General features: G+C 68.2%; 23 protein-coding genes and 1 pseudogene. 11 read left to right on the forward strand and 13 right to left on the reverse strand.

Annotated elements, in window-relative coordinates; translation table 11 throughout:
- Positions 1–147: 147 nt before the first annotated feature.
- The 6 genes from AB0H86_RS08250 to AB0H86_RS08275 form a co-directional block, all read right to left on the reverse strand.
- Entirely contained in the window at positions 148–1,815 is a 1,668-nt protein-coding gene (locus tag AB0H86_RS08250) for a CotH kinase family protein (protein WP_362434470.1), read from the reverse strand.
- Complete coding sequence (locus AB0H86_RS08255) at positions 1,815–2,492, reverse strand: DUF4956 domain-containing protein (RefSeq protein ID WP_362434473.1); 678 nt, start codon at positions 2,490–2,492, stop codon at positions 1,815–1,817. The genes AB0H86_RS08250 and AB0H86_RS08255 overlap by 1 nt, the downstream gene beginning before the upstream one ends.
- Complete coding sequence (locus tag AB0H86_RS08260) at positions 2,489–3,331, reverse strand: polyphosphate polymerase domain-containing protein (RefSeq protein ID WP_362435244.1); 843 nt, start codon at positions 3,329–3,331, stop codon at positions 2,489–2,491. Before AB0H86_RS08260 ends, AB0H86_RS08255 begins: the two co-directional genes overlap by 4 nt.
- A gap of 266 nt (positions 3,332–3,597) precedes the next feature.
- Positions 3,598–4,536 carry a sigma-70 family RNA polymerase sigma factor gene (locus tag AB0H86_RS08265; protein ID WP_362434475.1) on the reverse strand — a complete coding sequence of 313 codons (939 nt, stop codon included), beginning with the start codon at positions 4,534–4,536 and terminating at the stop codon, positions 3,598–3,600.
- A 3-nt stretch (positions 4,537–4,539) separates the two neighbouring features.
- Positions 4,540–5,913, reverse strand: coding sequence for a carotenoid oxygenase family protein (locus AB0H86_RS08270; RefSeq protein ID WP_362434477.1), 1,374 nt, complete (start codon positions 5,911–5,913; stop codon positions 4,540–4,542).
- Between the two features lie 90 nt (positions 5,914–6,003).
- Positions 6,004–6,579, reverse strand: a complete 576-nt coding sequence (locus AB0H86_RS08275) for a hypothetical protein (protein WP_362434479.1) — start codon at positions 6,577–6,579, stop codon at positions 6,004–6,006.
- 768 nt (positions 6,580–7,347) lie between these two features.
- Here AB0H86_RS08275 and AB0H86_RS08280 point away from each other — a divergent pair.
- Positions 7,348–7,980, forward strand: a complete 633-nt coding sequence (locus AB0H86_RS08280; protein ID WP_362434481.1) for a VOC family protein — start codon at positions 7,348–7,350, stop codon at positions 7,978–7,980.
- Between the two features lie 57 nt (positions 7,981–8,037).
- Positions 8,038–8,172, forward strand: coding sequence for a hypothetical protein (locus AB0H86_RS08285; RefSeq protein WP_362434483.1), 135 nt, complete (start codon positions 8,038–8,040; stop codon positions 8,170–8,172).
- Between the two features lie 109 nt (positions 8,173–8,281).
- Here AB0H86_RS08285 and AB0H86_RS08290 read toward each other — a convergent pair whose 3' ends face one another.
- Genes AB0H86_RS08290 through AB0H86_RS08305 form a run of 4 tightly spaced genes read right to left on the reverse strand, consistent with a single transcriptional unit; the run spans position 8,282 to position 11,412 of the window.
- Positions 8,282–9,052 (reverse strand): SDR family NAD(P)-dependent oxidoreductase, encoded by a 771-nt coding sequence (locus AB0H86_RS08290; protein WP_362434485.1) that lies wholly within the window; start codon positions 9,050–9,052, stop codon positions 8,282–8,284.
- Positions 9,049–9,810, reverse strand: a complete 762-nt coding sequence (locus AB0H86_RS08295) for a VOC family protein (RefSeq protein ID WP_362434488.1) — start codon at positions 9,808–9,810, stop codon at positions 9,049–9,051. Before AB0H86_RS08295 ends, AB0H86_RS08290 begins: the two co-directional genes overlap by 4 nt.
- 48 nt (positions 9,811–9,858) lie before the next feature.
- Positions 9,859–10,614 (reverse strand): SDR family oxidoreductase, encoded by a 756-nt coding sequence (locus AB0H86_RS08300; RefSeq protein WP_362434490.1) that lies wholly within the window; start codon positions 10,612–10,614, stop codon positions 9,859–9,861.
- 36 nt (positions 10,615–10,650) lie between these two features.
- On the reverse strand, positions 10,651–11,412 hold the full coding sequence (locus AB0H86_RS08305; RefSeq protein ID WP_362434493.1) for an SDR family oxidoreductase: 762 nt from the start codon (positions 11,410–11,412) through the stop codon (positions 10,651–10,653).
- A gap of 190 nt (positions 11,413–11,602) precedes the next feature.
- Between AB0H86_RS08305 and AB0H86_RS08310 the strand changes: the two genes are divergently transcribed.
- On the forward strand, positions 11,603–12,463 hold the full coding sequence (locus tag AB0H86_RS08310; protein WP_362434495.1) for a helix-turn-helix transcriptional regulator: 861 nt from the start codon (positions 11,603–11,605) through the stop codon (positions 12,461–12,463).
- A gap of 135 nt (positions 12,464–12,598) precedes the next feature.
- On the opposite strand, the pseudogene AB0H86_RS08315 reads toward AB0H86_RS08310, so the two are convergent.
- Positions 12,599–12,982, reverse strand: a pseudogene (locus tag AB0H86_RS08315) (phosphotransferase); the annotation flags it as partial.
- Between the two features lie 355 nt (positions 12,983–13,337).
- Between AB0H86_RS08315 and AB0H86_RS08320 the strand changes: the two are divergent.
- Positions 13,338–14,030: an alpha/beta hydrolase gene (locus AB0H86_RS08320; protein WP_362434498.1), complete on the forward strand. Its 693-nt coding sequence runs from the start codon at positions 13,338–13,340 to the stop codon at positions 14,028–14,030.
- 110 nt (positions 14,031–14,140) lie between these two features.
- On the opposite strand, the gene AB0H86_RS08325 is transcribed toward AB0H86_RS08320, so the two are convergent.
- Positions 14,141–14,608 (reverse strand): MarR family transcriptional regulator, encoded by a 468-nt coding sequence (locus AB0H86_RS08325; RefSeq protein WP_362434501.1) that lies wholly within the window; start codon positions 14,606–14,608, stop codon positions 14,141–14,143.
- A gap of 166 nt (positions 14,609–14,774) precedes the next feature.
- Here AB0H86_RS08325 and AB0H86_RS08330 point away from each other — a divergent pair, with 166 nt between their 5' ends.
- The 4 genes from AB0H86_RS08330 to AB0H86_RS08345 all read left to right on the forward strand — a co-directional run bounded on the left by AB0H86_RS08330 (position 14,775) and on the right by AB0H86_RS08345 (position 18,479).
- On the forward strand, positions 14,775–15,995 hold the full coding sequence (locus tag AB0H86_RS08330; protein ID WP_362434503.1) for an MFS transporter: 1,221 nt from the start codon (positions 14,775–14,777) through the stop codon (positions 15,993–15,995).
- A 53-nt stretch (positions 15,996–16,048) separates the two neighbouring features.
- Positions 16,049–16,465, forward strand: a complete 417-nt coding sequence (locus AB0H86_RS08335; RefSeq protein WP_362434505.1) for a heme-binding protein — start codon at positions 16,049–16,051, stop codon at positions 16,463–16,465.
- A 158-nt stretch (positions 16,466–16,623) separates the two neighbouring features.
- Positions 16,624–17,448 (forward strand): aldo/keto reductase, encoded by an 825-nt coding sequence (locus tag AB0H86_RS08340; RefSeq protein WP_362434507.1) that lies wholly within the window; start codon positions 16,624–16,626, stop codon positions 17,446–17,448.
- 236 nt (positions 17,449–17,684) lie between these two features.
- Positions 17,685–18,479 (forward strand): SDR family oxidoreductase, encoded by a 795-nt coding sequence (locus AB0H86_RS08345; protein WP_362434509.1) that lies wholly within the window; start codon positions 17,685–17,687, stop codon positions 18,477–18,479.
- Between the two features lie 273 nt (positions 18,480–18,752).
- Here AB0H86_RS08345 and AB0H86_RS08350 read toward each other — a convergent pair whose 3' ends face one another.
- Positions 18,753–19,592 (reverse strand): GntR family transcriptional regulator, encoded by an 840-nt coding sequence (locus tag AB0H86_RS08350; protein WP_362434511.1) that lies wholly within the window; start codon positions 19,590–19,592, stop codon positions 18,753–18,755.
- 270 nt (positions 19,593–19,862) lie between these two features.
- Between AB0H86_RS08350 and AB0H86_RS08355 the strand changes: the two genes are divergently transcribed.
- Genes AB0H86_RS08355 through AB0H86_RS08365 form a run of 3 tightly spaced genes read left to right on the forward strand, consistent with a single transcriptional unit; the run spans position 19,863 to position 22,992 of the window.
- Positions 19,863–21,131, forward strand: coding sequence for an extracellular solute-binding protein (locus AB0H86_RS08355; protein WP_362434514.1), 1,269 nt, complete (start codon positions 19,863–19,865; stop codon positions 21,129–21,131).
- Between the two features lie 29 nt (positions 21,132–21,160).
- The gene (locus AB0H86_RS08360; protein WP_362434516.1) at positions 21,161–22,156 is read left to right on the forward strand and encodes a sugar ABC transporter permease; all 996 of its coding nucleotides are present in this window, start codon (positions 21,161–21,163) and stop codon (positions 22,154–22,156) included.
- Positions 22,153–22,992: a carbohydrate ABC transporter permease gene (locus AB0H86_RS08365; protein ID WP_362434519.1), complete on the forward strand. Its 840-nt coding sequence runs from the start codon at positions 22,153–22,155 to the stop codon at positions 22,990–22,992. Before AB0H86_RS08360 ends, AB0H86_RS08365 begins: the two co-directional genes overlap by 4 nt.
- Positions 22,993–23,012: the final 20 nt, after the last annotated feature.

The raw sequence follows: 23,012 nt of genomic DNA on the forward strand, positions 1-23,012 counted from the left end.
GCAGGTGGAGTCGTCAGAGGGGCGGATCCTGGTCGTGGGAGGCGCCATGGTAGGCAGCGAATCTGTGGATGAGTGTCGTCACAGGGTCTGATCCGGCATCCCGGGCGGCGCTTTCGGGGGGCAGGGCGGCCCAGGATGCCGGGATTTTCAGCCGGTCACTTCCTTGTCCTTGGCCAGGGCCGCGGTCCGGTCGGTGACGGTCTTCGCGAGCTTGGTCACGGCGGTGGTCAGTTCCTCGGAGTCGGCTCCGGCGGCGCGTGCCTGTTGCGCGATGGCCTTCAGCTCCTTCGCCGCCGTGCCCGAGCCGTAGAACTTCTGGTACAGCTCCTGGTACGCCTTCTTGTAGACGGCGTCGAGGGCGTCGGCCTCGAGGAACCTGCTCTTCAGGGCGTGCTGCATGGAGCCCCCGCCCCTCGCGTCACCGCCCCCTTGTTGACCGCCGGGCATCCCTTCCGGCATTCCTTCGGGCGTGCCGCTGGGCTGGGCTTGGGGGGCACCAGAGGGTGCCGTACTGCCTGCGGGCGGCTGCTGCGCGTTGTTCCCCTGACCGCCGGCGCCTGCGCCGCCGCCCGGCATGCCGCCGCCCATGCTGATCGAGTCGTCCGGCCCGGCCGTCGCGTCTCCGCTGAAGGTCAGGTTGTAGTCCCAGCCCAGGACGGAGAACTTCTTGGTGTCCAGGTCGTACCACAGCAGGTAGTTCTTGCCGGGGCCGGCCATGTCGTCGAAGTTCAGCAGCAGGTTCTGCCCGGCGACATAGGCGGCCAGCGAGTCGACATCGACGTACTTGTCGAGATCGCGGGCGAACTCCTTGTCCGAGGCGCTGTCGACCCACTTGATGAGCTTCATCACCGGTTCGAGGTCCTGACTGCCCTTCTTGTTGAGCTGCTTGAAGGAGCTCTCGTACTCGGTGGGGTCCTCACCGCGGTACTCGAAACTGCCGCCGGCCCTCGCCTTGTACAGCACGCCGTTGCCGTCGGCGTAGTCGGTGTCGGGCGCCTCGACCATGAGCCGGCTGACGGCGGGCCGGTTGTTCACCTTCAGCTCGGTGAAACCGTACCGCTCGGCCTTCTGCCCGCTCCCCTTCGTCAAGGACAGCGCCAGCGCCTCGTTGAGGGGCACTTGACCGTTGCTGCCGGGGCGCAGAGAGATCTTCCGCTCACCCTGGTAGGCCCGTCCTTCGACATACTCGTCGATCTTGATGAGCCAGGGCAGCTCCTCGGGCTTCGTCTCGGACAGGTTGAACTGCACCATCCCGCCCCCTCCGCCGCCTCCGCCTGCTCCGCCGGGACCGCCGCCTGCCGTCTGGCCCTGGCCGCGGTCCCGGCCTCCGGCCCCGCCGGCGGCGGCGCCGGCCGGAGCGCCCTGCGCGTCATCGGGCAGATCCCGGCCGCCACCGGGCATGCCCTGGCTGCCGCGCAGGGACGACAACGTGGAATTCCCCTTGAGACGGATCCCGACGTCATTGAGGTAGACGCCGTCGATGACGAGGTCGGCCTGGATGTAGTCCTTGGTGCCGTCCTCCTTGAACTCCTTCATCATCTTGTCGAAGTCGGTCTGCTGGAAGGTGAGTTGGACCGAGTGCGACGCCGAGGTGTCGTACAGGTCCACCGTTCCCTCGACGTTCTCCGTGATGGCGTCCGCCTCGACCTGCGAGGACGACGTCACATACGGGGAGATCCGCACATCGCCGAGGAAGACGACCATCGCGGCGAGCCCGACACCCAGCGCCGCGCCAGGCTTCCAGTGCTGACGCAGCCGGACGGGAAGGCGGTCCCGCAGCCGCCGCCCGCGCCGCACGGTGTTCTCACCGCTCATCACAGGTCCGTCGTGTCGTAACCGGTCAGGACCGTCACCCGCTGACCGGCGGTCCGTTCCTGCAACGCGCTGACCAGGTCGCCGGGTTCGGCACCCTTCTTCAGGCGCACCGCGTAGAACACCTCGGTCAGTGCGCCGCCCCGGATCGTCTCGGTGCTCACCAGCTCGAACTCGCTGGTGTACTTGATCAGGACGTCGCGGATCTGCGGGGTGTAGTCGTCACCGGCCGGGACCTGGACCTTGACGACCTGCCGCTGGACGTTGAGGGCGAACCAGTTGAACTTGAACATCACCAGGACGACCGTGCAGATGACCACGGCTCCGACCGCGGCCAGCGTGTAGAAGCGGGCGCCGCAGGCCATGCCGATCGCCATGGCCAGGAAGATGAAGCCGACGTCCCTGGTCTCCTTGACCGCGTTGCGGAAGCGGACCACGGACAACGCGCCGACCAGCGAGAACGCACGGGCCAGGTTCGAACCGACGACCAGCATGATCAAGGCGACGATCATGCCGACGATGACCAGGGTCTGCACGTAGGACTGACTGTAGGAGACGTTGCGGTGCGTGTACCGGTACACGTAGCCGATCAGAGTGGACAGGATGAACGACAGCGCCATCGCCGCCACCACGTCGGTCACGCTGAACGTGCCGCTGAGTTCCTGTAGGTTGAAGTTCACTTTGCTCCAATCTTCAACGACGCATCGTCCTGCGCCGGCCGCTGCTCCAGCGGCTGCTGTTCGGTGGGGGCGGGCGGGGGGTAGCCCGCCTCGTTGACGTGGAAGATCGAACGCGGGGCCAGCCCGAACGCCTCGATGGACTGCACGTACTTCGAGATCCGAACGAGGTTGAGATTGCGCCGCGCGGCCAGGTCGGTGATCCAGTGCGGGGTGCGCTCGTTCACCTTGATCTCCATGACCGACATGTGCGGCGGGATCGTGAACCGGTTCTCCGGCGTCTCGGTGCCGAAGTGGAAGTCCCGGTCCCGGCCGCGGATACGCCGGTCGAAGGTGACCCGCAGTCCGGTGTCCGTGTGCCGCCCGACCAGGGCTTCGCGCTGATATCCGGTGATCGCGGCGGGCTGGAGGTTCAGCCGTACGACCAGCTCGAGGACCTCCTGGATGAAGGCGCTCTCCTTCGCCGAGTGCTCCACCATCTCCCGGCCGTCGCACAACCGGCGTGCCGCACCGTAGGGAAGAGTGATGCGGCGCTTCTGCGTGACCCGGTTGACTCGCTGCTTGATCTCCACACAGACCGGCGACTCGTCGGTGACCCCGTCGAGATTGCCGTAGTGGCGGATGCGCAGCTTGCGCCGGAACTTCAGGCCCTCGATCTTCTCCCAGTAGAAGCGCAGTTGGGGAGTGTCGTAGTACAGACTCCACACTCCGTACCCGCCGACCGGGCTGTGCAGGTCTCGGTCCATCCGCTCGGAGAGCTCATCCCGGATCTCCGCGGCCTGCTCCACCGGGACCAGGTACTTCAGCTCGAACCGGTTGAACGCATGCAGCCGACTGGCCACATGCAACGGCTCCGCGTCCTCCAGATCCCCGGTGTCATGTGCCCGGGCCTCTTGTGCCCGGCCCTCGCGCGCCGCGGCTGCCTTCGACAGGAACACCATGCGCCTCCTCCATCTCGTACGTTGCGGACCGACCGGCCTGGAACACGCAACCAACGGCGGATGAGGAGCCCATGAGAATCACGGGTTGATTCCACGAGTCTTTTACGAGACGAGAAGGTGAACAGAAAACGACGGGACGGGGACCCAGGAGGCTCGGAGCGGCGTGCTCACCGCGTCGGCTCGGGAAAGACCACCCGGAGGGTGCGAACCCTTCTGTCGCTACGGACCATGAGCCAGGCCAGGGTTGGCGGGCAGGGGCTGATGGCGCCGGGTGGGTTGGTGACGTCCATCTCCCAGATGGTGATGTCCCGGCTGGCCACGACATGGCGCAGGTGCTGGCGCACCCCGGCATCCAGGTTCTGCCGCATGGCCGGGATGGGATGGGTGCGTTCTCCCGGCCGGCTGAGCCGGCCGAGCAGTTCGGTCTCCGCCGGCCACAGCTCGGCTATCTCCCGGGGCAGGCTGCCGCACACGGAACCCTGCAAGGTCACCAAGGCCTCCTGCCTGCTGTCCTCGGTGAGAACGGAAGCGTCGTCGTGCGCCTGCTCCGCGGTCGACAACAGCACATCGGCCAGCTTCGCCCGGGCCTGATTGAGTCGGCTGCGCACCGTGCCGACCGGTATCTCGCACGCCGCGGCGATCTCGTGGTACGAGGTGATACCGCTGAAATGCCGCAGCATCAGCACCAGTCGCAGTCGCTGCGGCAGTTCCTCCACCGCGTCCCAGATCCAGTCCCGCATCGCGTGCCGCTCGACGACACGCTCGGGGTGCGACGGCTCGTGATCACACGGGTACAGGTGGTCGAGGTCGTCCAGTCCGGGCGTCTCCCATGTGGCGCGCAGCCGCATACGGGCGCTGTTGCGCACGATCGCCCGCAGCCACGCTCCCACGGCAGCGGGATCCCGTACGTCGCCGATACGTCGCAGCGCGGTCAGCGCCGCGTCCTGCATCGCGTCCTCCGCGTCGGGGCCGTAGCCGAGCAGGCTCAGCGCCACCGCGCGCATCGGCGCCTGATGCCGGGCCAGCAGCAGCCCGAGGGCTCCGGTCTCACCGGCTTGCGCCCGGCGAGTGAGTTCCTCGTCCGTGGGTGGGCTGAGGGGTGTCATATGTCAATGCCTCCGCGGCGATGCGTCACGGTGAACGTCCGGCAGCCAGCTTCCGTGGAACCCGGCAGGCACGGGGTGAGGCAATTCCACCACGGCCTGGACGGAGAGTTCCGCGGCGTCCAGCACGAGGAGTTCCCCTGCCTCCCCGTCGTCGTCCGATACGAGCGTCAGCAGCCAGCCCTCGTCCTCGCCGGTGCCGTCCGCCGCCGGTACGAAGACCGCCTCCCCGGCGTAACGGCTGCCCGGCGTCTCATGGGTGCTACCGGTGCCGTGGGTGAGATCGTGTTTGGCGATGCCGTCATTTGAGACGGTGTACAGGTAGCGGTGAGGGCGCCCGGTGAGGGACTCGTTGTGCGTGGGGAACTCGGCTGCCCGGTCGTCCAGTTGGGATTCGGTGACGCGGCCCGTGGCCGGGTCCAGCAGCCAGCGGTGCAGAGCGGCCGGGGTCCGCGAGTGGTCCGGTGCCAGACTGCTCGGCCCTGTGGGACCTCCGATGTCCGACCAGCTCCGCTGGAATTCGGCAGGGTCGTAGCGCACCGCGTCCAGGACGATGCGCCCCTGCGTGTCCTCGTAGGCGTTGCCCACATGAAACACATAGCAGGGATCGATCTCGTACCACCGCACGTCGGTGCTGCCGGGCGTGCGGGACATGACCCCGAGGCGTGCGCCGTACGCCTCGTCCCACCGGTAGGGCATGCCGCCGCGCCCGGCCAGGGCGGGCTCGAAGACGACGGGCAGGTCCATCCAGACGATGTGCCGCTCGGTGATGGCGAAGTCGTGCATCATCGTCGGGCCCGGCACCTCGATCGGCCGGCTGTCGAGCAGGGCCCCTTCCGCCGTGACCCGGTGATAGGTCAGGTAGGGCGGGGCGAACCCGGTCCCGAACAGGTGGAGTTCACCGGTGACCGGGTCCTCCTTGGGGTGTGCGGTCATCGCGGTGCGCAGCCGGCCGCCGAAGTCGTACGGTCCCACCGTCTCCAACTCAGGGGTGACCCAGTAGGGAAGGCCGACCTCGCACAGGGCCAGCACGGTGTCGGCATGCCGGATCACATGGGTGTTGGCGGGCGTCGCGGCCAGGTCGATGGTGAAGTCCTCGCGGACGAAGGGGTGTCCCTCCAACTCCCGGGTGCGCACCCACCGGTTGCGGTACCACTCGGCGCGTCCGCCTCGCAGCCGGATGCCGTGAAGCATGCCGGGGCCGGTGAACCAGTGCCCCTCGTCCTCACCGGGCAGCGGGTTGGGGCCGTTGCGCAGATAGCGGCCGTCCAACTCGGGCGGCAGCGAACCCCGCACGGTGAGATCGGTCGCGGTGTGCTCCTCGGGTACCGGGGCGAAGCGGCCCCGCAGATACAGGGGAAGAGTTGTCTCGTCGGTCATGCGGCTGTCCTTGTCGGGTCGTTTGTGGCCCCCGCCGGGAACCGGACCTGGTCAGCGGTCGGGTTCCCGGCGACGTACTGGAAAGCAGGTCTATCGAGGAAGGGCCGTTGCCGGCGCCTGGGCCTGCATTCGGGCCTGGACCCGGGCGGGGTAGACCTTCGTGAAGACGGCGGGACCGAGGAGCCCGACGACATGGGCGGTGATGCCCACCCAGGCCGGGGCGTCCATCGCGCCGCAGATGAGCAGGCTGACGCCGATGACGGTGAAGCCGACGCCCCACACACTGGTGATGTGGTTGTTGACCTGGACGAACTCCGGCATGTCCCAGTACTCGCGCGGCGTCTGCCGCTTGGCGATGCCCAGCGTGAAGGGACGACGGATCGCCAGACTCCCCCAGGCGGTGGCGGCCAGCCAGCCGAAGGAGATGACGTCGGTGTGCTCCGACAGGCCCGAGTCCGGACTGACGACGGCCACTGCGCCGACCACGACGAAGTAGGCGATGGTGGCGATGTCCAGGACCAGAGCGTCGATGGCAACTCCCCGCCTGCGGTCCTGCAACAGGAGAAGCAGGCCCGAGACGAGGCCCCCGATCGCACCCCAGCGCCAGTCGAAGGACGAGACGACGCCCGAGACGATCCAGGGGATGAAGCCGCGCATGTAACCCATGTGTTCGTTCCTTGGTGAAGGGTCAGTTGTCAGACGCGTACTAGATGCATGGCGTGTGTCGAAGTTCGAAGGCTTGAGGGTGACGCTCGTCACAGGCTCTGCGTCACAGGATCTGCGATGAACCCTCTGCCGGAGACCTCGCCTACTACACGGTCACGCCCCGCCCGCCACACCGGACTTCGAACCAGACCCTGGATACCTGGTGCCGAGGCGTGACCGATGAGCAACCGGTGAGCAACCGGTGAGCATCAGAGCGGGTTGAGGCGGGCCTTGAGAAAGCAGAACTCCGAACCCCCCGTTACCGAGGCCGAGTTCGAGCTGACCCTCACTGATCTCGTCGACGACCAGCGTCCTCCGCGAGGCGCACGGGATCCTCCAGGGGCGCGATTACCAAAGCACGGCGATGTGGCCGCCTCGACGTGTGCGCGCACACGGCGGTGACCGGGAAAAGAGGCAGGAGAAGGGTAGGCGAGAAACGCGCGAGGGCTCGTCAGGACCCGCAACCGAGCGCGCGGGAGCGGCCGTACGTCACAGACGGCGGCCGCAGGTCAGGCGCGACAAAGGGTGCCGGAGACGCCCAACAGGTCGATGTGCCGACGCAGGGCACGGTCGAGGCCGACGAGACGGATGGCGGAGCCGTGCATGGTGGACGTCACGACAGCTCCTCCCAAACAGACTTTCGGGCTCGATGCGTTGTGACGTCATCCGCGTGCTCTCCGTGACGCCAAGACTTGAACGTATACACGCGTGTACGTAACCTCCCCAAGGGTGAACGCCCTTCCTGCACACCTCGACCACGTCGTCCATGCCACGCCCGAACTCGACGTGACACTCGCCGACTTCGCCCGGCGCACCGGCGTCGAGCCGGCCCCGGGCGGTGCCCATCCCGGTCGCGGCACCCGCAACTACCTGGTGTCGCTGGGCGGTTCCGGCTATCTCGAAATCATCGGCCCGGATCCGGACCAACCCGAGCCCACGCTGCCGCGCCCCTTCGGGATCGACGGCCTGACCGGCCCGCGGACCGTGACCTGGGCGATCAGTCCCCCCGACCTGGACGAGACGGTGACGCACGCCCGCGCGGCCGGCTACGACCCCGGGCCCGTGTTCCCGATGAGCCGCCGCCGCCCGGACGGCACCGTGCTGGACTGGCGCCTGACCTCCTCGGAGACCGCGGATCCCTCCGGCCTGGTCCCGTTCCTCATCGACTGGACCGGGTCGGCCCATCCCACCGAGGCGGCCCTTCCGCGGACACCCTTGCTGGAGCTGTCGGCCCAGAGCCCGGCCCCGGACGCCATCCGTCCCCTGCTGCTGGCCGTCGGCACCGAACTACCCCTGACCACCGGCCCGTTGAAGCTGTCGTTCACCATCGACACCCCACGGGGGCCGGTGACCTTCGCATGAGCGGGTACGACTCCGCCGCCGCGCAGTACGAGGCCATCCGCACGATGGTCGTGGGCGGTGAACTCCCGCCCGGGTCTGTGTTACCGCAAGCTCGGCATCACGCACTTCGTTCTGTCCGACACGCCGTACAAGCAGGAGATCGGTCGTATCGGCGACCAACTCCTTCCCAAACTCCGCGAGGCGTCCGAGTGACGAGCGGGATCTTCGACCGGCACCACCACGGTGAGTGCGGCTGCGAACCGGTGTCGTGAATGTGGCAGAACCGACGCCTTGATCAGTACGCGGCGGCCTGGTGCGGTGTTCAGAGCTGGGTCTGGCCGCCGTTGACCTCGTAGACGGAGCCAGTGACGAAGGCGGCTTCGTCCGAGAGCAGGAAGCTCACCACGCCTGCGACCTCGTCGACCTGGCCCACGCGGCCCATCGCGGTCTTCGCGGCGATGGAGGCGCGGGCCTCCGGCGGGAGTGCTCGTGCCGATGGGGCGTCGATCGGGCCGGGTGCCACGGCGTTGACGCGGATGCCGCGCTTCGCGTATTCGACCGCGGCAGAACGGGTGAGGCCGACGATGCCGTGCTTGGCGGCCGAGTATGCGGCCCGCCCGGCGTGGGCCATCACCCCGGCGGTGGAGGCCATGTTGAGGATGGTCCCACCGCCGGCTTCGAGCATGTGGGTGATCTCGGCCTTCATGCTGTGGAAGACACCGGTCAGGTTGATGGTGATGACGTCGTTCCAGTCGTCGGGAGCGATGTCGTGGACCTCGACCAGGCCGGGCGTGATGCCGGCGTTGTTGAAGGCGATGTCGAGGGCGCCGTAGGTCGCCACAGTGAAAGCGACGAGCCGCTCGGTGTCGTCGAACGAGCGGACGTCCGCGGCGAACGCGGATGCGAGATGTCCGGCGGCGCGGAGTTCCGCGGCGACGCGTTCGGCGGCCTCTGCGTCACGGTCGGCGACGACGATCCGCGCACCGTCCGCGGCGAGTCGCCTGGCGGACGCCTCGCCGAGCCCAGATCCTGCGCCGGTGACGAGCCCGACCTTGCCGGTCTTGTCGCGCTTGGCGTGGGTGCTGGTGGTCATGCGACGGCCTCCTCGGTGGTGAGCTGGACGAGTGTGAATACGGCGCCTGCGGGGTCGAGGAAGACCGCGATCGTGCCGATTTCGATCGGCGTCGGCGGCATGAGCCGGGTGCCGTTGTGTTCGGTGGCGGCCGTCACGGCGGCCTCGATGTCGTCGACGGCGAAGTAGACATCCCAGTACGCGGGGGTCTCGGCAGGCATGGCCAAAGGCCGTGGCAGGAGCCCGGAGAAAGGTCTGCCGTGTGTCTGCCACTCGCGGCGGCCGAGGGGACCAGTCGGCTCCGTGAGCTCCCACCCGAAGGCGCCGTGGTAGAACGCTGCGGACGTGTCGACGTCGTCGGTGATCAGTTCGCCCCATGCGAGGGTGCCGTGTGCGGGCCGCTCGCCGTGCCGTGTGGTGGGCGCGCGGAGTGCGAACCGCGTTCCGTTGGGGTCGATCACGACCGCGGTCCCGGCGGAGCCGCCGGCGGCGAGGACCGTTCCGGCGGCCGTGGAGACGGCAGTCAACGCGGTTTCGGGGTCGTCGACGTCGAAGTGGATGAGCCATCCGGGGGACCCGTCGACCCCGGTGATGTCGACGATGTCGGCCACCGGCGTGCCCGCGACGGCTGCGGTCAGCCGACCGTCAGTCTCCGTGATGGCCCAGCCCAGCACGGCCGTGTAGAAGGAAGCGACGGTGTGCGGGTCGGCCGAGGCGAGGCTTGCCCACCTGGGCCCTACGGCGGTCTGGGACGCGTCGTCAGTCGTGGTCGTAGTCATGGTCATGCTCCGTTCAGCGTGCTGCGGTCCACGCGGGCTTCGGCACGGTCACTGGAGTGCGCCCCCGCTGATCAGGAGGCTCTGCCCGCTGACCCAGGCCGCGAGGCCGGAGGCGAGATACTCGGCGGCGTCCGCGACATCGTCGACTGTCCCCATCCGGCGGCCGATGCGCCCGGGCTGGTTGACGAACTGCCGGACCGGGTGGTTGGGGTCCGACTCGGTGAACACGCCGGCGCCCTCGATCGCCGTGGGAAGGATCGTGTTGACGGTGACTGCCCGGTCAGCGAGTTCCTGTGCCAGGACCTGTACGGCGTAGCGCGGTGCTGTCTTGCTCGACCCGTACAGTCCTTCGCCGCGGACCGGCTCGGTCGTCGTGCTCGAACCGACGTAGATGATCCGGCCGCCGTTCACGACGTGCCGCGCTGCCGCCTGCAGGGTGAAGAAGGTGCCCCTGGTGTTGATGGCGAAGAGACGGTCGAACTGTCCCTCGGTGATGTCGAGGAAATCGATGCCGATGAGCTCGACACCCGCGTTGGCGACAGCGATGTCGACCTGCCCGAAACGCTCGGTGGCCTCGGTGAAGAGGCGCTGGATGTCGGGTACGACGGACATGTCGGCCTGTATGGCGATCGCCTCCGCGCCCAGATGTTCCATCTCGGCGACCGTGGCGGCGGCCTCCTTGCCGCTGGAGGCGTAGTTGACCACGATGTTCGCGCCGAGGTGCGCGTAGCGCAGGGCGATCGCCCTGCCGATACCTCGGGCAGAGCCCGTGATCACGGCCGTCTTGCCGGTCAGGTCATTCATGGGACCAGTCATCGGAATCGTTGTCCTCACCGCTGCTCACAGGCTCTGTCCGCCGGAGATCTCGATGCGCTGCGCGGTGACCCACTGGTTCGCATCCGAGAGAAGTGCCGTCACCGCGCCCGCGATGTCGTCGGGTTCGCCCACGCGTCCCAGCGCGACCTGCGAGGTGAGGTAGTTCCGGACCTGTTCGTCGTGCATCATGCCGCCGCCGAAGTCGGTCGCGGTCGCACCGGGCGCGACGGTGTTCACGCGGATACCACGGCTGCCGAGCTCCTTGGCCTGGTAGCGGGTGAGGACCTCGACCGCGCCTTTCACGGCGCCGTAGGCGGAATGCCCCGGGACGGCGAAACGGGTCAGACCGCTGGAGACGTTCACGATGGCGCCGCCGTCGGCAAGCGCCGGCAGCAGGGTCTGGGTAAGGAAGAACACGCCCTTGAGGTGTACGTCCACCAGGTCGTCGAAGTCCTTCTCGGTCGTCTCGGTGAACGGGGCGGTCAGGTCGGTGCCGGCGTTGTTGACGAGGAAGTCGAAGGTGGTCCTGCCCCAGCGCGTCTGGAGCTCGGTGCCGAGTCGCTCGGCGAAGTCCGCGAAGGTGTTGACGACGCTGGTGTCGAGGCGCAGCGCGACGGAGGAACGTCGCAGATCCGTGACGGCGGACACGACCTCCTCGGCCTCGGTCCGGTTGCTTCGATAGGTCACCACGACATCGACACCTGCCCTGGCGAGGTGCAGTGCGTAGGCGCGTCCGAGACCTCGGTTGGCTCCGGTGATGACGGCGATCTTCTGAGTGGTGCTCACGATGACTCCTTGGTCGCTGGTCGCTCTGGAGGGTTCGAGGTGCTGTTGTCGAACCCGATGACCAGTTGACGCGCGAGCCGAGAAGCCATCCAGTGCCTGCTTGTCCACTGCTCGCCGATCCCAGGCTGAGGGCTCAGCCTGGGATCGGCGGGCAGTGGATAGCCCTCTCCTGGTGAGGCACAGTGTCGATATGGATCAGAGCGGCCTGGCGACATTCCTCCGTAGGCGTCGAGAGGCGCTGCAACCCGACGACGTCGGCGTTCCTCCCGGGCAGCGCCGACGCACGCCGGGGCTACGACGCGAAGAGGTGGCCGCGCTGTGCGGCATGTCGACGGACTACTACAGCCGTCTCGAACGCGGCCGCGGACCACAGCCCTCGGAGCAGATGATCACCGCGATCGCTCGTGGGCTCCGGCTCACCCTTGACGAACGCGATCACCTCTTCGTCCTCGCCGGCCACAACGCGCCGGCCCGCACCACACGCGACGACCACGTCAACGCCGGCATGATGCGCATCCTCGACCGCCTCGAGGACACTCCCGCGCAGGTCGTCACCGCCACCGGCGAGACGATCGTGCAGACCCCGCCGGCGGTAGCCCTGCTCGGCGACCAGACACGCTTCACCGGGCTCGCGCGAAGCATCGTCTACCGATGGTTCACCAATTCGAATGAACGTACGAACTATGTGTCGGATGACCACCCGACGCACAGCCGCGTCTACGTGGCCCAGCTCCGCACGGTCGCCTCCCGCGAAGGCCGCGGCTCACACGCTGCCGCGCTCGCCGACCGTCTGTGCTCGGAGAGTTCCGAGTTCGCGGAACTGTGGGCCCAGCACGAAGTCGGTATCTCCTACACCAACCGCAAAAGGATCCTGCACCCGCAGGTCGGACTGATCTCCGTGCACTGCCAGACACTCGTCGACCCGGACCAGGCCCAATCGCTGCTGGTGTTCACGGCGGTCCCCGGCACCGAGGACCACGACAAGCTCCGACTGCTCTCGGTCATCGGAAGCCAACGGCTCGGGGCGTCCACCACGGCGGCCTCCGACTGAGGACCGGTCGCTGCGCCGGCAGGTCGCCCACGCGAGAGAGGCACTCGCGACTCGAAGCGTTTGCTCCAGCTGTGTCAGGCAGCTGTCGAGGAGTGATGTTCCCTGGGACTTCGCCAGCGGCAGTGCCTCCCAGGCCCAGCACTCGTGGTCGGCCGTATGTCTCATGAGACACGCTGAGCGCGAAGAACAGGTCCAGGCCAGGTATCCGACGTCCTCCAGGCGGTTTCCCGGGGTGGCCTCGGAGAAGTCGATGAACGCCACGGGCGCCCCGTCTTGGAGGACCGTGTTGTTCGGCCCGGGATCCTGGTGGCACAGCACATCGAACCGGCCTGCCGGCGCGGAGTCGTGGGTGGCGTCGTGCATCCCGCGCAGCAGCCGGGCTGTGACCGCCCCTGGCCCTCTGACCAGGGGCGGAAGCGGTCGGGCAGGTGGCCCTCGACGAAGGTGAGGATGTCCGTTCCGCCGGCCTGGCCGAGGTAGCGCGGAGCGCCACCGAAGCCCTGCTGCTCCAACAGCCACAGCAGGCGGGCGATGAAAGCGGAGGAGACGTCCGCCGACCTGTGCAGGGTGTCGCCCAGCCGGATCACCTGCGCAGCCATACGCCCTCCGGTTGAGGCGATCGCATGCTACGGCGCATCGCTCACGTCAGCCTGCTCTCGTCTCGCCTTTTTCCTGCCGGCTCGTCAAAACCTGTCACGCCGGCCCACGCAGCCGCCGCAGCAGGCGCGGTCGCCAGGCGCGCCGATCGACGATCCCGCTCCTCCCGATTCCGGACCGGCGGGCGGACCGGTCATCCGACAGCAGGCGGCTTCCACCGAACGGGCCTAGCGTCGTCTTCAGGTCCCTCACCAGACCGGCAGACCTGGAGGTCAGCATGAACACGGCACGAAACGTGGTCCTGGTGCACGGCGGATTCGTCGACGGCTCCGGCTGGCAGCGGGTCTACCAGCTGCTGCGCCAGGACGGGTACAACGTCAGCGTCGTGCAGAACCCGACCCTGTCGCTGGAGGGCGACGCCACCGCCACCCGGCAGATCCTGGACCGACAGGACGGCCCGACCGTCCTGGTCGGGCACTCCTACGGGGGCGCGGTCATCAGTGAGGCCGGTACCCACCCGACTGTCGCGGCCCTCGTCTACATCGCCGGGTTCGTGCCCGACAAGGGCGAGTCCGTCAACACCCTCATCGCCGACCCGCCGCCCGGCGCACCCGTTCCGCCCATCCTGCCCCCGCAGAACGGCTTCCTGTTCCTCGACCGCGACAAGTTCGCCGAGTCGTTCGCCGGCGACCTGCCCGCCGACGAGGCACAGTTCATGGCCGACTCGCAGGTCCCGTGGGGTGTCGACGCGCTCGGCGGCGCGGTCAGCGAGCCCGCGTGGCGGACGAAGCCCAGCTGGTACCTCCTCACCACGGAGGACCGTATGATCCCCCCGCCCGCCCAGCGGTCCATGGCCGAGCGGGCAGGCTCGACCATCGCCGAGGCACGTGGCAGCCACTCGATCTACCTGTCACAGCCGCAGGCCGTCGCCACCCTCATCAAGCAGGCCGCAGCCGGCGCCGCCGGCTAGCACGACACCTCGCCCGCGGGTGCTCTGCCCGGGGCAGCGCCACACCCCGGCAGAGAGCTCGCACGCCAAATCCTGCCGGAGCCAGAGAAGTCCGTACGCCGACAGGAACGTCAGACAGCGGCCGGTCGGCTCTGCAACTGCTCGATCGCGTGGACGAGGGGGGCGAGTTCGGGTGCGGCGGCTGCCTCGTCGAGGGCCTCGCGCAGGGCCGTGTTGTTGGTGGGGCGGGCTTCTTCCAGCAGGAGCCTGCCCTTGTCGGTGACGTCGGTGTAGATACCGCGCCGGTCGGTGGGGCACAGGTAGCGGGAGAGCAGGCCGCGGTTCTCCAGCCGGGTGACGAGGCGGGTGGTCGCGCTCTGGCTGAGGACGACGGAGTCGGCGACCTGGTGCATCTGCAGGTGGCCACCCTCGCCGTCGTGCTGCCGGCTGAGGACGTCGAGCAAGGAGTACTCGCGTGCGCTCAGGTCGTGTGCCGACTGGAGCGCGCGTTCGATGCGGCTCTCGATACGCCCGTGCAGTAGGGAGAGCGCGGACCAGCTGTGGGCGAGAGCGGTCAGCGCGGGGTCTGTGGCGGTCATGTCGGTTTCCTCGGTCCGGACGGTGACTGGGCGCACCGCGGAAGGGCACCCGTAAGTCGCGTACGCCACTATACCGCGTTTGCCATATACGGCGTGTGCAACTATTGTCGATGCTCGTAAGGCGCTTACGCGCAACGTCTTCGTCTGCATCGTAAGGACACACGTCATGCCGCTCGCACTGCTGGCCCTGGCCATCGGGGCCTTCGGGATCGGTACTACGGAATTCGTGATTATGGGGCTGCTGCCCCAGGTCGCCGGAGACCTCGGAGTCTCCGTGCCGACGGCCGGCCTGCTCGTCACCGGTTACGCGCTCGGTGTCGTGATCGGGGCGCCCATCATGACGGTCCTCGGTACCAGGATCTCCCGCAAGAACATGCTCATGCTGCTCATGGGCCTGTTCATCGTGGGGAACGTCATCTCCGCCGTGGCTCCGGTCTTCGCCGTCATGGTCATCGGCCGGGTCGTGGCCTCGATGGCCCATGGCGCCTTCTTCGGCATCGGCGCCGTGGTCGCCGCCGAGTTGGTGGCACCGGAGAAGAAGGCCGGGGCGATCTCCCTGATGTTCACCGGGCTGACCGTGGCCAACGTGGTCGGCGTCCCGCTGGGCACGTTCGTCGGCCAGAGCGCGGGCTGGCGCGTCACCTTCCTGATCGTCGCGGGGTTCGGTGTCGTCGGCCTGGCCGGTGTCGCCAAAATGGTCCCGGACCTCCCCAAGCCCGCGGACGTACACCTGCGGCAGGAGGCGGCGGCGCTCATGAACCCCCAGGTGCTGCTGGCCATGGCGATGACCGTGCTCGGCTTCGGAGGTGTCTTCGCCGCGATCACCTACATCGCGCCGATGATGACCGAGGTCAGCGGCTACGCGGGCTCCTCCGTCACCTGGCTGATGGTGCTCTTCGGACTGGGCATGGTGGCCGGGAACCTCACCGGCGGACGGTTCGCCGACCGCCGGCTCATGCCGATGCTCTTCACGGCCCTGGGCGGTCTCGCGGTCGTCCTGGCGCTGTTCACCTTCAGTGCGCAGAACAAGGTCGCGGCGGCCGTGGCCGTCTTCCTCATCGGCGCGCTGGGCTTCGCCACCGTCCCCCCGCTCCAGAAGCGGGTCCTGGACTACGCGCACGCGGCGCCCACCCTGGCGTCGGCCGCCAACATCGGTGCCTTCAACCTGGGCAACGCCCTCTCCGCCTGGCTCGGCGGCATCGTGATCTCCGCCGGGTTCGGCTACACCGCTCCCAACGCCGTGGGCGCCGTACTCGCCGCCGCCGCTCTCGTCCTCGCGGTCGTCTCGCAGCGCCTGGAGAACCGCTCCAAGCCTGTCACCGCCCGGTCGCCGCAGCCTGCCACCGGACGGGCGAACACACCGGTCGACGAAGTCGTCCACCACTGACCCCCGGCGCTCGACGCAGCACCGGAGCACCCTCCACGCAAGGAAAGAACCACATGAGCACCACCGCAGTTGCCCCGCTGACCACCGACGAGGCCGACGCGCTCGTCCTCGCCGCCCGCCGCGCCGCGGACACGGCCGGTGTGCCCGTCAGCGTCACGGTCCTGGACGCGGGCGGCCACCTGCTGGCCTTCCGCCGGGACGACCGTGCCGTGCTGATCTCGGGCGAGACCAGCACCCGTAAGGCGTACACGTCCCTCCAACTCAACGCCCCGACAGCCGACTTGGTGGATCTGGTCAAGCCCGACGGCCCCTTCCACTCTCTCCCCACCGCTCTGGACCGGCCCCTGCTGTTCATCGCGGGCGGAGTGCCGATCCACCGCGACGGACGGCTGGTCGGCGCGCTCGGGCTCGGCGGCGGCGCCCCCGAGCAGGACCACGGCATCGCCACGGCCGCTCTCCAGGCGCTCTGAACCAACCTCGGCCACTCTCGGCCGCTCTGGAAGGCGAGAGATCCGCGTTCACCACCGAACAACCTCGTCTTCCTCCAATCTCCTGAACCTCTTCGCGCATCTCCCGAGCCTCTTGGGCACCCGGCGCGAGAAAGAACATCCCAGAAAGGACCTCCATCATGACGTCGATTCCGAATGTGACGCTGAACAACGGTGTCGCGATACCGCAGCTGGGCTTCGGTGTCTTCCAGGTCCCCGACGACGAGACCACTGCCGCGGTCAGCAGCGCCCTGGAGGCCGGCTACCGCAGCATCGACACCGCCGCCATCTACGGCAACGAACGCGGAGTCGGCCGCGCGCTGGCCTCCTCCGGCATCAAGCGCGAGGAACTGTTCGTCACGACCAAGCTGTGGAACGACGACCAGGGCTACGACGCGACCCTCGCGGCCTTCGACGCCTCCCTGGAAAAGCTCGGCCTGGACCACGTCGACCTCTACCTGATCCACTGGCCCACTCCGGCCCGTGACCGGTACCTCGACACCTGGCGCGCCTTCGAGAAGCTGCTCGCCGACGGCAGGACCCGCGCCATCGGCGTGTCCAACTTCCAGGTGCCCCACATCCAGCGCCTGCTGGAGCACACCGGCATCACCCCGGTGATCAATCAGGTCGAGCTGCACCCCGCCCTCCAACAGAGCGAGCTGCGCGCCTTCCACGCGGAGCACCAGATCGCCACCGAGGCATGGAGCCCGCTGGCCCAGGGCGCCGTCCTCGGTGCCCAGCCCATCGTGGACATCGCCGGCAAGTACGGCGTCACACCCGCCCAGGTGGTGCTGCGCTGGCATCTCCAAATCGGCAACGTGGTCATCCCCAAGTCGGTCACCCCGGAGCGCATCCGGCAGAACCTCGACGTCTTCGGCTTCGAGCTGAGCGACGACGACATCGCCGCGATCACCGGCCTCGACACCGGCACGCGCACGGGCCCGGACCCCGACAGCCTCAACTGATTCACCACATCGACCGCCCCACTGATCACGCATATGCACTCATCGGGCAGTCCGCGCATCACCATCCGCTGCCACCCCGGCAGGCAACGCCGCGCCGGGGACTCCCTGCCACCGCGTCCGCCCATCGGCAGGCCAGAGGGAGTCCTCGGCGGGGTACACACCTACACCTGTCGAGCGCTCCTGCGGCAGTCGCATCCCCGGGCGCTCACCGCTCACGTTCCAGAGAGGATCGCACCGTGAACATCGACCTTTCCGGCCGGACCGCGCTCGTCACCGGCTCCACCCAAGGCATCGGATACGCCATCGCCGCCGGTCTCGCCCGCGCCGGCGCGCGCGTCGCCGTCAACGGCAGGCGCGCCGAGACGGTCGAACAGGCCGTGCGGAAGCTGCGCACCGAGACGGACAGCGACGACATCGTCGCCGCACCCGGTGATCTGGCGGACGAGGAGGGCACACGAGCCGTCCTGGACGCCGTTCCGCAGGTGGACATCCTCGTCAACAACCTCGGCATCTTCGGCGCGGCCCCGCCGCTGGAGATCGACGACGCGGAGTGGCGCCGTTACTTCGAGGTCAACGTGCTCTCCGCCGTGCGACTGATCCGTGCCTACCTGCCCGGCATGAAGGAGCAGGGCTGGGGCCGCGTACTCTCCCTCGCGAGCGACTCCGCCGTGGTCATCCCCGCTGAGATGATCCACTACGGCATGACGAAGACCTCGCTGCTCGCGGTCAGCCGCGGTTTCGCCAAGGAGGCCGCCGGTACGGGTGTCACCGTCAACTCCGTGATCGCCGGGCCCACGCACACCGGCGGGGTGGAGGACTTCGTCCGCCAGCTCGTCGGCGACGAACTGCCCTGGGACGAGGCACAGCACCAGTTCATGGTCGAGCACCGCCCCCAGTCCCTGCTCCAACGCCTCATCGAGCCCGAAGAGATCGCGAACATGGTGGTCTACCTCAGCTCCCCCTACGCCTCCGCCACCACCGGCGGCGCACTGCGGGTCGACGGCGGCTACATCGACGCGATCCTGCCCTGACGCCACCGCCCAGCCCCGTAGCGGCGGGACCCACCGCAGGGCTTGACGCACCAGCTTGTGGCCGGACATCACCGTGATGTCCGGCCACACGTGCTTCTGCGGGCAAGGGTGCTTCTTCGCGCAGCGGCCGCCCGTCATCGTCCATGGCCGACTGGGCATGGATCGCCACAAAGTGGTCACGCGCCTCACGTCATGCGTGCGGCGTTGACGACGAACTTCCGCTGTCCGATCTTGTGGCCTGCGGAATCGACGGCGATGGGAACCCGCCCTGGTTCACGGTGCCGACTGGATGTCCCCGTGCGTGGAGGACGTGATGGTGTCGCGGTGGGCGAAGTCGCCCGGGGGGATGCCGGGATGGTGTCCGAGCCGGGCAGTCGGCACCGTGGCCGAGGGGCCGAGGGTGAGCCGGGAGACGATGCGGTAGCGGTCGCCGCGGTAGAGCGAGTGGACGTATTCGACGGGCCGGCCCGTGGTGTCCGAGGTGAGCCGCTCGAAGAGCAGCGCCGGTGACAGCTCGGGCACGTCGAGCAGTTCGGCCTCGGCCCGGGTGACGACAGTCGGCTCGATCGCCTGTACGGCCTCCTGGACGTGCACGCCGTGCTGTTCGCGCAGGTGCTCGTACAGGTCGCCTGTTTCCAGTTCCTCGGCGGACAGGGTGGGGACCAGATCGGCCCGGATGTGCAGGTGCTCGATGGCCATCGGGGCACCGTCGACCAGGCGCAGCCGTGCCACGTACACGATCTCGGCGGCGGGTGAAAGGCGCAGCTTACGGCCCACGCGCGCGCCGGCCGGGATGGTGGTGAACTCCAGTAGGCGGCTCGACCAGGTGCCGGAAGCCTGCGGCACCGTCATGGCCTGGTGACCGGACACGAGTTCCTGAGTGATCTTCTCGGGTGCCACGAACATGCCGCGACCGTGTTCCCGTACCAGGAGACCCGCGGCGACGAGCTCGTCGACCGCCGCGCGCAGGGTCGGGCGGGACACGTCGAGGCGGGCGCACAGGGAGCGCTCGGAGGGGATCGCGTCCCCCGGGCGGAGTGACTCGACGAGGTCGAGGATGAAGTCGCGGACGCGCTCCCGTTTGAGCACCGCACCTGGTTCGTCGGCCTTCATGTTGCACTCCCTCATGCGCGGAATCCCCAGCTGACCACTTGACCAGTTGACCAGTGGTCACCCGCAATTGCCCTCTTGGTGAGGGAAGTGTAACTGCCATCGAACCGTGATCGTCCAGATCTTGGCTGACGCGCGCGCCAAAACCTCCAGAAGCACAAGGGGTTGACGCCCACGATTGGTCTATGCCACCTTCATCCCCACATCAAGAGGTGAGCTGTCCAGTGGGCTTCACTGGTCAGGTGGTCAGGTCATGTCCTCCAGAGGTGAACCGTGAAGCTCCGCTTGTTTGCCGGTGTGTCCGTGCTTGTGATGACGGCCGGGCTGAGTGCCTGCAGTAGCTCCTCCGATGCCTCCGACGACAGCTCCGGCGGGAGCACCACCATCGACGTCTGGCTGATGCGCGACAGCGTCTCGGACCAGTTCCAGAGCGACTTCGTCAAGGGCTTCGAGACCGCTCACCCGGACATCAAGGTCAAGGTGCAGATCCAGGAGTGGGACGGGATCGGCGAGAAGGTCACGGCGGCCCTCGCCAGCAACGACGCACCGGACGTCATCGAGACCGGCAACACCCAGGTCGCCCAGTTCGCGCAGAGCGGGGGGCTGCGCGACCTCAGCGACAAGGTCGACGACCTCGGCGGGAAGAACTGGCTCAAGGGCCTGGCCGAGCCGGGCTCCTACGAGGGCAAGCAGTACGGCATCCCCTACTACGCCGCCAACCGCGTCGTCATCTACCGCACCGACCTCTTCAAGAAGGCAGGCGTCGACGCGGCCGCCATCAAGACCCGCGACCAGTGGGTCGCCGCCACCAAGAAGCTCAACACCGGTGGCACACAGGGCGTCTATCTGCCCGGCCAGAACTGGTACACGCTCTCGGGCTTCGTCTGGGACGAGGGCGGCGACCTCGCCACCGAGTCCGGCGGCAAGTGGAAGGGCAGCCTGGACTCCGCCGAGGCGATCCGCGGCATGGAGTTCTACAAGCAGCTCCAGGCCCTCGGCAGGGGTCCCAAGGACGCCGACGAGGCCAACCCCCCGCAGGCGGACGTCATGGCCAAGGGGAAGGTCGCCCAGGTCATCTCGTCACCCGGCGGCGCCAACGTCGTCATCCAGAACAACCCCGCCCTGAAGGGCAAGCTCGGCTTCTTCCCGATTCCGGGGAAGACCGCCGCCACACCCGGCGCCGTCTTCACCGGCGGCTCCGACCTCGTCATCCCCACGGCCTCCGGCAAACAGGACGCCGCCTACACCTTCGTCAAGGAACTCACCGGCGACACCTGGCAGAAGAAGCTCGCCGTCGCCATGAGCTACGTCCCGAACAAGACCACCCTGGCCGGCGCGGTCGCCTCCGACCCGGGCGCCGCGGCCATGGCGGTCGGCGCCGCCCAGGGCCACGCCACACCCAACACCCCCGGCTGGGCGGCCGTAGAGGCCAAGAACCCGATCAAGGACTACATGACGGCCGTTCTCACCGGAGGCGACGCGCAGAAGGAAGCCGCCACGGCATCCGACGCCATCACCACGGCCATGAACTCCGGCTCCTGAACCGTCCACGCATCGGAACGAGGAGCGCCATGTCGGCCGCCGTCCGAGAGCAGACCGCACCCCGCCCCCCACTCGGCACCGGGCCACCCCGGCGCTCCACCACCGGCCCGGGACCGCGCCACCCGTCGAAGACCGCCGGCCGCGCGATCTGGCCGTACGTCCTGATCGCGCCCGCCGTCCTCGGCACGCTCTACCTGCTCGTCTATCCCCTGGTCCGCGCCGTGGTGATCTCGCTGCAGGACTTCGGCCTGCGCCAACTCATCGTGGGCGACGCCCGGTTCGTCGGACTCAAGAACTACGCGACGCTGCTGGGCGACGGCCGCTTCTGGGAGGTCGTGCGCCGCACCTTCCTCTTCATGGCGGTCAACGTCGTACTGATCATGGTGCTGTCCACGCTGGTCGCGCTCATGATCGAGCGGCTCGGCCGGTTCGGCCGGACCGCGGTCCTCAGCGCGCTCGTGCTGACCTGGGCGATGCCCGTCATCGCGGCGACCACCGTCTTCCAGTGGCTGTTCCACTCGGAGTTCGGCATCGTCAACGCGGTCCTGACCGACCTGGGCTTCGACTCCTTCCACCGCTACCCCTGGTTCGCGCACGGTCCGGCCGCCTTCGCCATCGTGGTCACCCTCGTCGTGTGGCAGTCCGTGCCCTTCGCGGCGATCACCCTGTACTCGGCCCTCACCACCGTCCCCACCGAGCTGTACGAGTCGGCGCGGCTCGACGGGGCGTCGGGGCCGCGGATCTTCCGCTCCATCACCCTCCCGATCGTCCGGCCGATCTTCCTTCTCGTGCTCTCGCTCGAAGTGATCTGGACGTTCAAGGCATTCGTGCAGATCTGGGTGATGACCAACGGCGGGCCCGGCGACGCGACCACGATCCTGCCCGTGTACGCGGTACAGACCGCCCTGTCGAGCCAGCGCTACGACCTCGGCTCGGCGGCCTCCATGGTCACCGTCGTGCTGATGTCGGGCGTGCTCGTCCTCTACTTCCGTCAGATGTTCCGCCAGGAGGACGAGCTCGCATGACCACGACCCGGCCCCGCGTCCGCCGTCTGCCCCTGAACGCCGCCGCCTTCATCACGGCCGCGGTCTGCCTGTTCCCGGTCTACTGGATGGTCGCGACCGCGTTCACCCCGACCCGTGACATCCGGTCCGACAACCCCCGTATCGTCCCGGAGAGTTGGACGCTCGATCACTTCCGCACCGCCGTCGGCGCCGACGGCTTCGGCCTGTTCTGGCGCAACAGCATCCTCGTCACGCTGAGCGCTGTCCTGCTCGCCCTCGTCATCGCGCTCGGCGCCGCCTACGCGGTCGCCCGGATGAGGTGGAAGGGGCGCCGGCAGTTCATGCTCATGGTCTTCATCGCCCAGATGGCGCCCTGGGAGTCACTGATCATCCCGGTCTACATCATCTCCCGGGACACCGACTTGCTCGACCGGCTGCCGACCCTGACCCTCGTCTACTTCATGATGACGCTGCCCTTCACGGTCATCGTCCTGCGCGGCTTCATCGGCACGATCCCTCCGGAGCTGGAGGAGTCCGCCCAGGTCGACGGCTGCACCCGACTCGGCGCGTTCCGGCACGTGGCGTTCCCGCTGCTGGCACCGGGGCTGATGGCCACCTCGCTGTTCGGCTACATCACCGCCTGGAACGAGTTCACATACGCCAACTTCCTGATCATCAAGCAGCAGGACAACCGCACCCTGCCCGTATGGCTGTCCTCGTTCCAGAACGTCTTCGGCACCGACTGGGGCGCCACCATGGCCGCCTCAACTCTCTTCGCCGCCCCGGCACTTGTGGTGTTCCTGCTGCTCCAACGCCACGTCACCTCCGGCTTCGCGGCCGGCGCAGTCAAGGGCTGACCACCCCCCATACCCCCCGC

The organism is Streptomyces sp. NPDC050997 (assembly GCF_040660135.1).
Classification (GTDB): domain Bacteria; phylum Actinomycetota; class Actinomycetes; order Streptomycetales; family Streptomycetaceae; genus Streptomyces.